This window comes from Streptomyces chisholmiae (assembly GCF_031845445.1).
Lineage (GTDB): Bacteria > Actinomycetota > Actinomycetes > Streptomycetales > Streptomycetaceae > Streptomyces > Streptomyces chisholmiae.
This window is the reverse complement of sequence record NZ_JAVREO010000009.1, coordinates 106,828-121,201: the sequence shown is the minus strand read 5'-3', so window position 1 is coordinate 121,201 and position 14,374 is coordinate 106,828. Positions and strand designations below refer to the sequence as shown.

Below are 14,374 nucleotides of genomic sequence, written 5' to 3'. Positions count from 1 at the left end.
GACCGGACCGCGGATTCCGCCGCCCCCCGGCTCCGGCCGCCCCTGCCGGCCCGCCGGGCCGGTCAACCGCCCGCGTCCCGGCACCGGTGCGGCCGACGGCCGAGCGGTCAGCCGGCCACCGGGGCCGGCCGGCGCGCGGCCGCCGGTCAGGCGCTGGCCGCCGGGTAGCCGGCCTTCAGGTCGGCCCAGCGGGCCGCCTGCTCCGGGGTCAACCGGCCGCGCAGTTCGGCGAGTTTGAGCAGGTTGGCCTCGGCGCCCGTGGTGAGGGTCTGGGCCTCGCCCCGGTAGTGGTCGTCGATGAGGGCCTCCAGCTCCTCGTCGTTGAGCACCGGGACGATCCGCTCGGCGATCTGGTTGGTGTTCCGGTAGGAGCCCTGAAGCCGGAACGGCGGCTCGGTGCGGGTGGCGTCCTCCTGGGTGGCGGAGGCGATGTAGGCCGCGTTGACCTTGAGCAGCACGTCCCGCACCCGCAGCAGTCGGCGCAGCACCGCGAGGATCTGCTCCAGGTCGGCCGGGGTGTAGGGGTGGCGCAGCCGCTCCGCCGACGCGGTCTCGTCGCCGCGCGCCAGCCGGACCAGCAGCTCGATGTCGCCCCGGTCGCGGGCGGCCAGCGGGGCCAGCACCGGGTTTGCGGTGAGCGCGTTCTCCACGTGGCTGAGCGCGAACAGCTCGGTGCGGCCGCTGAGCACGTCGCCCAGGTTCCACACGTCGGCGCGGTTGGCGAGCATGTCGGGCACCCGGAAGCGGTGGCCCGACTCGGTGAACGGGTTGCCGGCCATGCACACCGCGAAGCGCTTGCCCCGCAGGTCGTGGGTGACCGCCTCGCCGTCGGCGGTGCGGACGCCGTCGATCCGGCGCTGGGCGTCGCACAGCGGGATGAACCGCTGGAGCAGCTCGGGCGAGGTGTGCTGGATGTCGTCGAGGTGGAGCAGCACGTTGTTGCCCATCTCCAGCGCGAAGTTGAGCTTCTCCACCTCGCGGCGGGCGGCGGCGTCGGGGGCCGCGGCCGGGTCGAGCGAGGTGGTGTGGTGGCCCAGCGCCGGGCCGTCCACCTTGACGAAGACCATGCCGAGCCGGGCCGCGACGTACTCCATCAGTGTCGTCTTGCCGTAGCCGGGCGGGGAGAGCAGCAGCAACAGGCCCTGGCTGTCGGTGCGTCGGTCGGCGCCGGCGGTGCCCAGCTGCTTGGCGAGGTTGTCGCCGATCAGCGGCAGGTAGACCTCGTCCAGCAGCCGGTTGCGGACGAAGGCGGGCATCACCCGGGGGCGGTAGCTCTCCAGCCGCAGTCGCCGCCGTTCGGTGTCGAGCAGCGCGTTGCGGCGCCGCACGTAGGCGCGGTGGGCGGGCACCCGGTCGGTCCGGAAGGTGTCGGTGCGGGCGAGGAACTCGTCCAGCCGCAGCGGGAGTTCGCCCCTGGTGAGGCGGGGGTGGCTGCCCAGCAGGCCGCTGATGGTAGCGGTCAGCGGGGCGTCCACCGGCCGGTGCTCCAGGGTGTCGGCGGTGAGTTCCAGGGCGGCGGCCTCCGGCAGGTCCGTGTCGGCCAGGCCGTGCGCGCCGGCGAAGGCGGCCAGCCAGGCGGTGACCAGCTGGTGGCGGGCGGCCAGGTCGGTGCCGACGGCGGCCAGGTCCTGGGCGAGTTCCTTGACGCCGGCCTCGCCGAGCGCGGCGTGGAAGTCGCCGCGCAGCGTGCCGGCGGCCTGGCTGGTGACGAACGCGGGTCCGCCGGCGGCCAGTTCCTCCAGCAGGTAGGCGCCGACCTCGGCCGGGGGCCGAGCCGGCAGGCCGGCCTCGGCGGGCAGCGAGGCGAGGAAGTCGCCGACGGCGGTGGTGAGTTCGCCGGCCAGGGTGGCGACGGCGGCGGTGGCGCCGAAGGTCGCCCGGGCCCGGGCCAGGGACTGGGCCCGCACGGTGAGCGCGGCGCGGGTCTGCTCGGTGGTGCTGTGGGCCCAGAACAGCTGGGCGCAGGCGCGGAGTTCGGGCGGGAAGCGGAGCAGTCCCGCGGCCTCCCTGAGCCGGAGCACGGCGGCCAGGACACGGGCCGCGTCGTGGTCGTGCACGCCGCGGTCGTAGCCCTCGTCATAGGCGGCCTCGGCGAACCGGCGGACCAGGGCGAGGAGTTGCTCGTCGCTGTCGGCGGCGGCCAGCTCGGCGGGGGTGGCGGTGGCCAGCACGGTGGCGGCCAGGTGTTCGGCGCGGTAGACCTCGGGCGACTCGGAGGCCAGTGGCTGGTCCCAGAAGTGCCGGGCGGCGGCCAGTTCCTGGTCGGTGACGGCGGCCCGGTAGTCGGTGCCGGTGACGGCGAACGCGAGGCCGCCGTCGTGCGGCACCAGGGTGAGGTCGATCGGCTGGGTGCTGGCGGTGAAGTAGTGGCGGCCGAGCCGGATGGTGCCGTCGGCGCCGAAGAGTTCGGCGCGGTCCCGCAGGGTGCGGCCGGCCTCCTGGCGGAGCGCGGTGAGCCGGCCGTCGATCTCGTCGGCGCGCACGTCCTCGCCGAGCGCGCGGAGTTCGTCGGCGGTGGCCCGGACCCGGGCGACCAGCGGGTCGGCCGCGAAGTAGGCGTTGATCTCGTCCTGGCTGCCCTGGGCGCCGGCGCGCCGGCCGACGGTGTCCAGCACCCGCTCGGCCGAGGCGGCCAGCCGTTCCGCGTGCCGGGCCCGCTCGTCCAGCTGGGCCTGCTTGCGGGCGGCGAAGGTCTCGTAGATCTCCTCGCGCTGGTCGGCGAGTTGGGTGAGGAAGTCGTCGAAGGTGCCGAACCTGGCCTCCAGGTTCTCCACCGTGAGCAGCAGCCGGCCGAGGTGCTCGTCGCACTCCTCGGGGGTGGTGGCGGCGGCCAGCGCGCCGGTGACGGCCTGGCCGAGCAGCGCGTACTCGGCGGCGAACTCGGCGCGGCCCTCGGTCTCCAGTAGCTCCCGGCGGCGGCCGTCGAGGACCGCGCGGGCCCGGTTGACGGCGCCGGTGACCTCGCCGATCCGGGTCAGCAGGTCGGTGCGGACGGTGGCGTCGGCGATCTCCAGGGTGCCGATCACCTCGGTGACGGTGCGGAGTTCGTCGGCGTGCTCGGCGACGTCGGCGGCCAGCGGCTCGCCGTCGGCGACGCTCTCCACGGCGGCGGCGCGTTCGGTGAGCGCGGCGATCGCGGCGTGCGTCTCGTCGAAGGCGTCGTCCCGGGAGAGGAAGGCGACGGCGCGGCGGCCGGTGGCGGCCAGCGACTCGGTGAGCAGCCCGTCGAGCCGGTCCAGCGCCCCGGTGTCGATGTGCCGGATGTCGCGGAGCGCGGCGACCCGGCCCTGGGCGCGGCGCAGCCGGGTCAGCAGGGTGACCCAGTCGGCGGCGCCGCGCGGCGCCTCGCCGCGGGCCCGGCGGACCAGGCCGGTGATCTCGGTGTCGGCCTCGGCGAGCGCGGCGGCGGCCTGCTGCCGCAGCTGCCGCACCCGTTCGTACTCGGCGATGACCTGCTCGGCGGTGGCGCGCAGGGTGCCGACCGGCTCGTGCAGGCCGTGCGTCTCGGGCAGGTCGAGCCAGTGGTACTGGTCGGTGAGCCGGTCGCAGGCGGCGATGACCGCCTCGAAGACGGCGGTGTCCGGCTCCAGTTCGGTGGCCATCCGGACCACGGTGAAGGCGTCGGAGATGCCGCGCACCAGGTCGGCGTTGCCGATCCGGGCCAGCGGCCCGGTGCCGGGCGGCTGGGCGGCGGCGTGCTCGGGGCTGGCGAACGGGGTCCGCCACAGCTGCACCGGGTGCACCCGGGACGCCTCGGCGGCCTCCGCCCGGCAGACCACCAGCCGGCCGTCGTCGAAGAGCGCGAAGCCCAGGCAACTGATGGGCGCGCGGACGGACTTGTCGATCAGGTTGTAGGGCAACAGCAGAGCCCGGCCGCGGGCCTCGGCGCGGAAGACGTAGAGCAGGTCCTCGCCGTTGGGCGAGCGCAGCAGCTGCTCGAAGGTGAGGCCCTCGGTGTCCAGGTCGAAGGTGCGGGCGGCGGAGCCGGCCGGCGCGGCCGACAGGTAGTAGCCGCCGGGGAAGAGGACGCCCTGGTCCTCGGGCAGCACCCGGCAGCCCTGGCCCAGCCCGTCCAGCCGGACGACGTCCCTGGTGCGGGAGTTGTAGACCAGGTACCGGGTCTCGGTCTCGTTGTAGGGCAGCACCCGCAGCAGCACCAGCGGGCCGACCAGGGCGTAGCCGACCTGGGCGTCGGCCAGCGACTGGAGCGGCTCGGCGAGCGGCTCGGTGTAGCGGCCCCCGGGGGTGGTGGTGTCGTTCTCGGTCTTGAGGGTGAGGGTGCCGCCGGCGGTGGCCAGGTAGACGGTGTCGGCGATGTTGATGTGCGGGTGCTTGCCCGGCACGTGGTCCTCGCGGGTGGTGGGCGTCCACGTCACCTCGTGCGGCGGGGGCGCCACGTGGTCCCGCTCGCCCTTGGCGTCCACGTACTCGGGGCGGCCGTCGGGGTGGACGCGCCAGCGCAGCACCCGGATGTCGTCGACCCGTTCGCCGGTGCGGAAGACGGCCAGCAGCAGGCTGCCGACGGTGCGCAGGCGCAGCAGCCTGGACTGCTGGAAGTAGCGGAAGAGTTCGGCGAAGTCCCGCTGGAAGGCGGGGTCGTCCAGCAGCCCGGGCACGTTGTCCGGCGGGACCGGGGTGAACGCGGCGCCGACCGGCCGGTAGAGCCGGAACACCTCGGCGACGCCGGTGGACTGGCCGGGCGCGGGCGGCACCTGGTAGCCGAGGAGCAGGGCGCCGCCGACCCGGACCAGGTCGCGGGGCAGGCTGTCGTGTTCGGTGTGCAGCCGGTCGGTGGCGACCAGTTCGAGTTCGCCGCCGCCGAAGGTCGCCACCCGGTCGGCGTTCAGCTGTCGTGTCCGCTCGGCCAGGGTGCCGGCGGCGGCCGTCAGCCGGTCCCGCAGCACCTCGTAGCTGCCGCGGTCCGGGGCCTCGGCCCGGTCCTGCGCACGCGTCTCCACCCTCGCTACCCCCACTTCGTGTTCGCCGTGCCGACCCCGCGCCGAGGGGACCCGGCGTCCGCTACGCCTTCTTCTCCAGCAGCGCGGGCCCGTCGCCACCGGCCGGCACGCCGTTGACGGCGGGGCCGGCGGAGGCGGCCGCGGCCAGCTCGGTGAGCCTGGTGTCCCCCAGGCCCTGCGCCCGCACCGTCTCCAACAGGCCGCTGAGCTGGGAGGAGTTGTCGCCGCCCCGGGCGATCAGCCCGCTGAGCAGCCCGGCCAGCGTCAGGTCGCGCAGGCCGCCGGCGCCGAGGCCACCGACCATCCGGGTCAGATCCTCGGTGAACGTCGAACCCTCCTTGTCCAGCCACGGGCCGGCCAGCGCGCGGGCCTGCTCGGAGCGGTCCAGGAAGCCGTCCAGGCTCTTGCCCGCGGAGATCGCGCCGACCAGCCGGTCGAAGAAGACGGAGTCGCCGCCGACGATGTCGATCCGGGCGTTCTCCAGCCCGGCGCCGACCAGGGTGGCCTGCGCCTCGGCGATCTGCCGGTGCACGTCGATGCTGGCCAGCCGGACGTCCTTGTCGGCCTCCAGCCGCAGCCGGTACTCCTCGTGCTCCCGGCTGGCGGCGTCCAGCACCGCCATCGACTCGGCCTTCTCCTTGATGCCCTGCGCCTCGGCGCCCATCTTCTCGCGCAGCGCCTCGGCCTCGGCCAGCCCCATCTCGCGGGCGGCGTCGGCCTCCGCGCGCCGGGTCGCGGCGATGGCCTGCGCCATCCGCTCCTGCACCTCGGCCTCGGCCATGCCGGGCGCGGCGGCGTCGGCCTGCTTGCCCTCGGCCAGCCGGATGGCGGCCTGCGCCTCCATCTCGGCGGCCTTCCGCCTGGCCTCGGCCAGGGTGAGGCTCTCCGCGGCCCGGTGGGTGGCGGCGGCCTCCGCGGCCTCGGCCGCCTTGATGTCCTTGACCAGCCGCTCCTGGGCCTCGGCCTCGGCGGCGATGATGACGGCCTGCCGGTTGCGCTCGGCCTCCTCGACGGCGCGCAGCCGCTTGATCTCCTCCTCCTGCTGGGCGACGGTCTTCTCCACCGCGATCCGCTCCCGGACCACGTCGGCGATGTCCCGCTTCTCGCCCTCGATCTCCTTGTCGGCGGAGATCCTGGTCAGCGAGGTCTCCCGGTCGCGGGCGATGACCTCCAGCATGCGGTCCTTCTCGATCCGCTCGTTCTCGATGGCGACCACCCGGTCACGGTTGAGGCGCGCGACGGCGACCTCCCGCTCGCGGTTCTCGTTCTGCACCCCGAGGACCTCCTCGGTCTTCAGGTGCGCGGTCTGCGCGCGGAGCCGCTCCTCGGCCTGGACGCGGGCGGTCTCGGCCTCCTCGCGGGCCCGGACGGTCTCGATCTCCCGGCGCTGCTTGATCTCGGCGTCGGCCTGGCGGCGCTCCAGCTCCAGCACGGCCTCCCGGGCGTCGACGTTCTGCCGGGTGATCTCCTTCTCCTCGTTGCGCTGGAACTCGTTGGTCAACACGTGCTGCACGGCGGTGAGTTCGGTGATCTTGCGGATGCCCTGGGCGTCCAGGATGTTGCTCGGGTCGAGCTGGGCGAGGGGCGTCTGCTCCAGGTAGTCGATCGCCGCGTCCTCCAGGCTGTAGCCGTTGAGGTCGGTGCCGATGACGGCGATGATGCGGTCCCGGAACTCGTCGCGCTTGGTGTAGAGGTCGGCGAAGTCGAGCTGCTTGCCGACGGTCTTGAGCGCCTCGGAGAACTTCGCGTTGAACAGCTCCTGGAGGGTCGCCCGGTCGCTGGCCCGCTCGGTGCCGATGGCCTGCGCCACCTTGATCACGTCGGAGACGGTCTTGTTGACCCGCACGAAGAACGAGATCCGGATGTCGGCCCGGATGTTGTCCTTGCAGATCAGCCCGTCGTGGCCGGTGCGGCCGATCTCGATGGCCTTGACCGAGATGTCCATCACCTCGGCGCGGTGCAGCACCGGGAGCACCACGGCGCCGGTGAAGGTGACGTCCACCTTGCGCACCTTGGAGACGATCAGCGCCTTGCCCTGCTCGACCTTGCGGAAGAGGCGGGTGAGCAGGAACAACGTGGCCAGGACGATGATCAGGATCGCGGCGATCAGTACGCCTAGGCTGGTCCCGATGGTTTCCATGGGAGGCCCCCCTTTGGGTTCGAGTCGGCGGGCGGCTGGCCCGCGTGGCCGCGACGGGTCGCGGCGCGTTGCCGTCGTGGGGCGCCGCGGCGTGGCGGCCGGCCGGCGTCGCGTGCGGCGACGTGTCCGGTCGGACGCCCGGCGGCGGCCCCGGTGTGCCGGCGACGGGCCGCGCCGGCCGGGCGGGCCGGCGGCGCGCGGCGTCGCCATCGTGCGGAGAACGTGCGATGGATCGGTCGGCTACGGGTGAAGACGCGTCAGTCGAGCGCCCGGTTTCGTCCGGGCCCCGATTCGTCCGGGCCTGGCTCGACCGGGCCGGCGTCATAGGGCGCCACCCAGAAGAACCCGCCGTCCGGCTCGTAGCTGTAGATCAACGCCCGTCGCCCGGAGGCCAGTTCGGCGGCCTCGGGCCCCTCGGCGCGGATCTGGACGATGGCGGTGCCGCCGTCGTCCGCGGTGACCTCGGCCTGGCCGAACGACGTGGTCACCCGGCTGGTGCGCACCTCGCAGACCCGGCCCACGAAGTGCTGGTGGTAGAGGCCGGGCTCGGCCTGGAAGAGCCGCCGCAGCGGCCGGACGGCCAGCCAGCTGCCGGCCCAGCCGAGCAGTAAGGCGGCCGGCGGCACCAGCGCCCGCCCGACGCCGTCGCCGATCAGCTCGCCGCCGGCCATGGCGGCGAACCAGGCCAGCGCGATCAGCAGCGACAGCGAGACGGTCAGCGGCACCCCGCCGAGCCCGAACCAGCCGGAGCCGGCTCCCGAGCCGGCGTCGGCCCCGCCGTCGGCCGCGTCCACCGCTCCGGCGCCGACACCGAAGGCGAGCGCGAAGAGCCAGTAGAGCAGCACCACGGCGAAGGGGATGGTGAAGACGACGGCGGGGAACTCCAGCGTCGTGGAAAAGAACTCCGCCATGCCACCCCCCCAAGGTCACTGCCCATATTAATACCCTCTTAACACCCGGGTGCGCTAGTGCACTTCGCCGCCACCCCGGCCACGCACCCCGCCAAAACATCCCAAAACCCCACCGCGGGACTATGCTGACGCCCGGTCAGTTCTCACGGAAACGGGCACGTCGTGGCGCACCTCGCCGTCCCCCTGCGACGCTGGATCGCCGGATCGCACCCGGCCCGCCTGGTGATGCTGGCGCTGGGCATGGTCATCGTGCTCGGCACCACGCTGCTGAGACTGCCGGTGGCCAGCGCCGAGGACGTCGCCCCCAGCCTGTTGACCGCCCTGTTCACCGCGACCTCCGCGCTCTCCGTGACCGGGCTGGTGCTGGTGGACACCGGCAGCTACTGGAGCGGCTTCGGCGACGTGGTGCTGCTGGCCCTGATGCAGATCGGCGGCTTCGGGGTGATGACCCTGGCCTCCATGCTGGCGCTGCTGGCCGCCGGGAAGCTGCGGCTGCGCAGCGCGCTGAGCCAGACCACCCAGACCAGCGCCGGCAGCGGCGACCTGCGCCGGCTGCTCGGCCGGATCGCGCTGATCACCGTCACCGTCGAGGCGGCCACCGCCGTGCTGCTGACCGCCCGCTTCGCGCTCGGCCACGGCCAGCCGTTCGGCCGGGCGCTCTACCACGGCGTCTTCCACGCCGTCTCGGCGTTCAACAACGGCGGCCTGAGCCCCTACCGGCACAGCCTCACCGCGTTCGCCGACGACCCCTGGATCCTGCTGCCGGTCGCGCTGGCCGCGCTGCTCGGCGGGCTCGGCTTCCCGGTGGTCATCGAGCTGCTCCGGGCCCACCGCCGCGGCCCGGGCGGGGTGCGCACCCACCGCCCCTGGTCGCTGCACCTGCGGCTGACCCTGGCCACCAGCGCCCTGCTGCTGCTCGCCGGGATGCTGCTGACCCTGGTCTTCGAGTGGCGCAACGGGGCCACCTTCGGCCCGTTCGGCGTCGGCGAGAAGCTGCTCAACGCGTTCTTCCACTCCACCGTCGCCCGCACCGCCGGCTTCAACACCACCGAGGTGTCCGCGATGGAGCCGGAGACGCTGCTGGGCACCGCGGTGCTGATGTTCGTCGGCGGCGGCAGCGCCGGCACCGCCGGCGGCATCAAGGTGACCACGGTCGCGGTGCTCGGCGCCGCCGTGCTGGCCGAGATCCGCGGGCAGCGCGAGATCGGGCTGTTCGGGCGGCGGATCAGCCCGGAGGTGGTGCGGCAGGCGCTGGCCGTGACGCTGCTCAGCGCCGCCTTCCTGCTGGTGGCCACGGTCGCGCTGCTGTCGCTGGTCAGGGCCAGGGCCGACCTGGTGGTCTTCGAGGCGGTCTCGGCGTTCGGCACCACCGGGCTGCACTCGGGACTGATCGGCGACAGCCAGCCGGCGGCCCAGTGGATCATCATGGGGCTGATGTTCGTCGGCCGGGTCGGTCCGATCATCCTGGTCTCCGCGCTGGCGATGCGGGTGCGGGAACAGCGCTACCGGCTGCCGCAGGAGCGGCCGATCATTGGCTGACCGAGGAACCCGCCCGGCCCCGGCCGCCCACGGCCGGACGGCCCGAGTGGGCGCGAGCGGGCACCACCCGGACAACAACGGGAAGACCAGCGGGAACGAGGGGAAACGAGGGGAACGCCGATGAGTTCACAGCTGCACGCCATGCGCCGCCGGCGCGGCAAGCACCCGACGATGCCGCACGGGACCGCCGAGACCGGCCACGACCAGCGGATCGCCGTGATCGGCCTGGGCCGGTTCGGCACCTCGCTGGCCGAGGAGCTGATGCGACGCGGCTGGGAGGTGCTCGGCATCGACTCCGACGAACGGCTGGTGCAGCAGCACCGCGACACCCTGACCCAGGTGGTGCTCGCCGACGCCACCGACGAGGAGGTGCTCGGACAGCTGGCCCTGCACGAGTTCCCGCGCGCGGTGGTCGCGATCGGCTCCCACGTGGAGGCCAGCATCCTCACCACCTCCAACCTGCTGGAGGCCGGCGTGCCCAACCTGTGGGCCAAGGCGATCAGCCGCCAGCACGGCAAGATCCTGGAACGGCTGGGCGCCCACCACGTGATCCTGCCGGAGCACGAGATGGGCGAACGGGTGGCCCACCTGGTGACCGGCCGGATGCTGAACTTCATCGAGTTCGACGACGACTACGCCCTGGTCAAGACCGTCGCCCCGGAGTCCGTCACCGGGATGCCGCTGCGCGAGTCCGGGGTGCGGGCCCGGCACGGCGTGACGGTGGTCGGCGTCAAGCGCCCCGGCGAGCAGTTCACCCACGCCACCGCCGAGACCGAGGTGCGGCCGGGGGACGTGATCGTGGTCACCGGGCGCACCTCGGCCGTGGAGTCGTTCGCCGAGCTGACCTGACCCGGGCCTCCCGCCCGGGGCCGTCCCGCCGGGCCCTCCCGCCCGGGGCGGCGCCCGACCGCCGCCGGCCGACCCCTGGCTGACCTGAGGGTTCCGCCGGAGGACGGCGGGGTACGGTGGGCGTCAAGAGCGCGTCAAGAGACGATCGGTGCACGATCGTCCGGGCGCCTTGGGTGTGCCGGGAAGTCTGGTCGGCGAGCTGTCCGTGACGTCGTTCGCCGTACCAGGGAGGATCCCGATGACCCCGCCCAGCCTGCCCCAGAAGCTGCCGAAAGCCGCGAAGAAGCTCACCCTCCGCGACCGGGACCGGCGCTCCGTCGCCGAGTTCCTGCGCCTGGAGGTCACCGGCGGCCTGCTGCTGCTGATCGCCGCCACCCTGGCCCTGGTGCTGGTCAACTCCCCGTGGGGGGACGGCTACGAATCACTGCGCGACCACCACCTGGCGATCCCGTTCCTGGGCCTGGACCTGTCGGTGGGGCACTGGGCCTCGGACGGGCTGCTGGCGATCTTCTTCTTCGTCGCCGGCACCGAGCTGAAGCGCGAGCTGACCGTCGGCGAGCTGCGCCGGCCGGCCGCCGCCGCGCTGCCGGTGGTCGCCGCCATCGGCGGCATGCTCACCCCGGCGCTGTTCTACCTGGTGTGGGCGGTGTCACAGGGGGGTGGCACGGACGGCTGGGCGGTGCCGATGGCCACCGACATCGCGTTCGCGCTCGGCGTGCTCGCGGTGGTCGGCCGGCGGCTGCCGAGCGCACTGCGGGTTTTCCTGCTCACCCTGGCGATCGTCGACGACCTGATCGCCATCCTGGTGATCGCCGTCTTCTTCACCTCCGGCGTGGACCTCGCGGCGCTGGCCGGCGCGGTCGCCGGCCTGGTGCTCTTCCGCCTGCTGCACGGCCGCGGGGTGCGCGGCTGGTGGTGGTACCTGCCGCTGGCCGCCGCGGTCTGGGTGCTGATGTACCACAGCGGGGTGCACGCCACCATCGCCGGCGTCGCCCTCGGCCTGCTGCTGCGGGCCACCCCCGGGGACGACGAGGACGAGACCCCGGCCGAGCACGTCGGGCACCTGGTCCACCCGGTGTCCGCCGGGTTCGCGGTGCCGGTCTTCGCCTTCTTCGCGGCCGGGGTGCCCGTCTCGCCCTCGACCCTCGGCGAGATGGCCGGCGAGCCGGAGGCGCTGGGCGTGGTGCTCGGCCTCTTCCTCGGCAAGCTGGTCGGCGTCCTCGGCGCGACGTATCTCATGGTCCGCTTCACCCGCGCCCGGCTCAACCCCCAGCTGGGCTGGCCGGACGTGACCGGCGTCGCGCTGCTGGCCGGCATCGGCTTCACCGTGTCGCTGCTCATCGCCGAGCTGGCCTTCGCCGACGACCCGACGCTGACCGAGCACGTCAAGGCGGCCGTCCTGGTCGCCTCGCTGCTGGCCGCCGCCACCGCCGCCGTGATGCTCACCCTGCGGGGCCGGGCGCTGGACCGGCGGGACGCGGCGACGGCCGCCGCTGCCGCCGGGAAAACCACCGAAGCGTCCACCGAGACGGCCTAAACCTCTCCTTGACGAGAGCTAGCACACGAAAAGACCCGCATGGAAGGCGTGAGTCTGGGTAGCCGCGCCGCCATGGCTCCACCAGAGAGAGAGTTTCCAACCAACGGGCGCCGCGGCACCGGACTCAGCCGCCGTTCCCTGCTGACGGGACTGGCGGTGTTCGGCGGCCTCGCGGCCGCCGGCTGCGGCCGGGTGCCCGCCGAAGGAAAGGAAGAGGGGGGCGATCTGCTGGAGCGACTACGCGACCGGGGGACCGTGAAGCTGGGCATCGCCAGCGAACGCCCCTACGGGTACATCAACGACGAGGGGGAACCCACCGGGACGGCCCCGGAGATCGCCAAGGTGATTTTCGGCCGCCTCGGCGTGGACAACGTGGAACCCGTGCCGGTCGACTTCAGCGCGCTGATCCCCGGGCTGAAGGCCCAGGTCTTCGACGTGGTCTCGGCCGGCATGTACATCATGCCGGAGCGCTGCGCGCAGGTCCTCTTCGCGGACCCCGAGTACCAGATGCCGGACTCCTTCATCGTCCCGGCGGGCAACCCGAACGGCATCACCCGCTACGAGGACATCGCCGAGCAGGGCCTCACCCTGGCCACCGGCCAGGCGTACGCCGAGATCGACTACGCGCTGGCCGCCGGCGTGCCGGAGAGCCGGCTGATGATCCTCCCCGACCAGGTCGCCGGCCTGGACGCGGTCTCCCAGGGCCGGGCCGACGCCTTCGCCGGCACCAACCTCACGGTGACCGGGACGGTCGAGGGCAACAGCCGGGTGGAGGCCACCGAGGCCTTCGTGCCGATCGTCAACGGCGAGCCGGCCTACGGCGCCGGCGGCTTCGCCTTCCGTCTCTCGGAGGGCAACCTCAGGGACGCGTTCAACGAGAAGCTGCACGAGATGAAGGGCAGCGGCGAGCTGCTGGAGATCATGGCGCCCTTCGGCTTCACCGAGGCGGAGATGACCGAACTCACCGCTGAGGAGCTGTGCTGATGATGACCGAGGGGATGTTCACCAACTACTTCCTTCCCGGCATCTGGATCACCATCCAGGTGACGGTCTACAGCGCCCTGCTGGGCGTGGTCGTCGCCTTCGCGATCGGCGTCCTGCGCACCTCCCGGCTGTGGATCGTGCGCTTCCTGGCCGGCTGCTACTTCGAGGTCTTCCGGGGCATGTCCTCGCTGGTCCTGATGTTCTGGCTGGTCTTCTCGCTGCCCCTGCTGCTGGAGTGGCGACTGGTGCCGATGTTCGCCGGCGTGGTGGCGCTCGGCCTGACCTACGGGGCGTACGGCTCCGAGGTGGTCAGGGGCGCGCTGGCCGCCGTACCCGAAGGGCAGCGCGAGGCGGGGATCGCGTTGAGCTTCACCCGGTGGCAGCGGCTGCGGCGGATCGAGATCCCGCAGGCCTGGCCGGAGATGATCCCGCCGTTCAACAACCTGCTGATCGAGCTGCTCAAGGGCACCGCGCTGGTGTCCGTGATCACCGTGGCCGACATGGCCTACGCGGGCAACCTGGTGCGGCTCGGCTCCAACGAGTCCGCCCCCGTCTACACGCTGCTGCTGGTGCTCTACTTCGTGCTCGCCTTCGTGATGACCCGGGGCATGCGGGTGCTGGAACGACGCGCCAACGCCGGCGTCGGAAAGCCGCAACCGCGCGGCGGCCTGCTGGCGAAGCTCTCCGTCCGGGAGAACGCCGGTGAGGGCTCGGGCGCGCTGACCGCCGGGGGTGCGGCCAAGTGAACTGGGACTGGGACGTCGTCAGCGACTTCATGCCGTCCTTCTGGGACGGGCTGGTCGTCACCCTGCAGGCGCTGGCCATCGGCAGCCTGATCGCGTTCGCGCTCGGGCTGGTCTGGGCCATGGCGCAACGCTCCAAGCATGCCTGGATCCGCTGGCCGGTGACGGGCTTCACCGAGTTCGTGCGGAACACGCCGCTGCTGGTGCAGCTGTTCTTCCTCTACTACGTGGTGCCCGAGTGGGGCCCGTCGATGTCGGCGCTGACCACCGGCATCATCGCGCTGGGCCTGCACTACTCCACCTACACGGCCGAGGTCTACCGGGCCGGGATCGGCGGCGTGCCGGTCGGACAGTGGGAGGCGGCCACGGCGCTCAGCCTGCCGCGCGGCCGCACCTGGCTCGCCGTGATCCTGCCGCAGGCCATCCGCCGGGTGGTGCCGGCGCTCGGCAACTACGTCATCTCGATGCTGAAGGACTCGCCCATGATCGCGGTCATCGGGGCGATGGAGATGCTCGGCGAGGCCAGGAACTTCAGCGACACCACCTTCACCACCGAGGCCTACACCATCGTCGGCATCGCCTTCCTGGTCATCGCCTACCCGGCCTCTCTGCTGATCCGAGTTCTGGAGCGTCGTCTTGCCCTCACCAGCTGAAAACCCCGCTGACCAGCCCGCCGACAACGCGGCGGAGCAGACCGCCGACCCCGCGGCCGA

General features: G+C 73.1%; 9 protein-coding genes. 6 read left to right on the top strand and 3 right to left on the bottom strand.

The features are described 5' to 3' along the window. Positions 1 to 146: 146 nt before the first annotated feature. The 3 genes from RM844_RS16650 to RM844_RS16640 all read right to left on the bottom strand — a co-directional run bounded on the left by RM844_RS16650 (position 147) and on the right by RM844_RS16640 (position 8,009). Positions 147 to 4,958, bottom strand: coding sequence for a DNA repair ATPase (locus tag RM844_RS16650; protein ID WP_311667993.1), 4,812 nt, complete (start codon positions 4,956 to 4,958; stop codon positions 147 to 149). Positions 4,959 to 5,019: 61 nt separating this feature from the next. Next, complete coding sequence (locus tag RM844_RS16645; protein WP_311667992.1) at positions 5,020 to 7,098, bottom strand: SPFH domain-containing protein; 2,079 nt, start codon at positions 7,096 to 7,098, stop codon at positions 5,020 to 5,022. 257 nt (positions 7,099 to 7,355) lie between these two features. Continuing rightward, positions 7,356 to 8,009, bottom strand: coding sequence for a DUF1449 domain-containing protein (locus tag RM844_RS16640; protein ID WP_311667990.1), 654 nt, complete (start codon positions 8,007 to 8,009; stop codon positions 7,356 to 7,358). Positions 8,010 to 8,171: 162 nt separating this feature from the next. Here RM844_RS16640 and RM844_RS16635 point away from each other — a divergent pair, with 162 nt between their 5' ends. From RM844_RS16635 to ehuD, 6 genes are all read left to right on the top strand, one after another. After that, entirely contained in the window at positions 8,172 to 9,548 is a 1,377-nt protein-coding gene (locus tag RM844_RS16635) for a TrkH family potassium uptake protein (RefSeq protein WP_311667989.1), read from the top strand. A 120-nt stretch (positions 9,549 to 9,668) separates the two neighbouring features. Then, positions 9,669 to 10,397 (top strand): potassium channel family protein, encoded by a 729-nt coding sequence (locus tag RM844_RS16630; protein WP_311667988.1) that lies wholly within the window; start codon positions 9,669 to 9,671, stop codon positions 10,395 to 10,397. Positions 10,398 to 10,635: 238 nt separating this feature from the next. Then, positions 10,636 to 11,934, top strand: a complete 1,299-nt coding sequence (gene nhaA / locus RM844_RS16625) for a Na+/H+ antiporter NhaA (protein ID WP_311667987.1) — start codon at positions 10,636 to 10,638, stop codon at positions 11,932 to 11,934. A gap of 72 nt (positions 11,935 to 12,006) precedes the next feature. Then, complete coding sequence (gene ehuB, locus RM844_RS16620; RefSeq protein ID WP_311667986.1) at positions 12,007 to 12,918, top strand: ectoine/hydroxyectoine ABC transporter substrate-binding protein EhuB; 912 nt, start codon at positions 12,007 to 12,009, stop codon at positions 12,916 to 12,918. Next, complete coding sequence (ehuC, locus tag RM844_RS16615; RefSeq protein ID WP_311667985.1) at positions 12,918 to 13,664, top strand: ectoine/hydroxyectoine ABC transporter permease subunit EhuC; 747 nt, start codon at positions 12,918 to 12,920, stop codon at positions 13,662 to 13,664. Before ehuB ends, ehuC begins: the two co-directional genes overlap by 1 nt. Continuing rightward, entirely contained in the window at positions 13,661 to 14,314 is a 654-nt protein-coding gene (gene ehuD / locus RM844_RS16610; protein WP_311667984.1) for an ectoine/hydroxyectoine ABC transporter permease subunit EhuD, read from the top strand. The genes ehuC and ehuD overlap by 4 nt, the downstream gene beginning before the upstream one ends. Positions 14,315 to 14,374 lie beyond the last annotated feature (60 nt).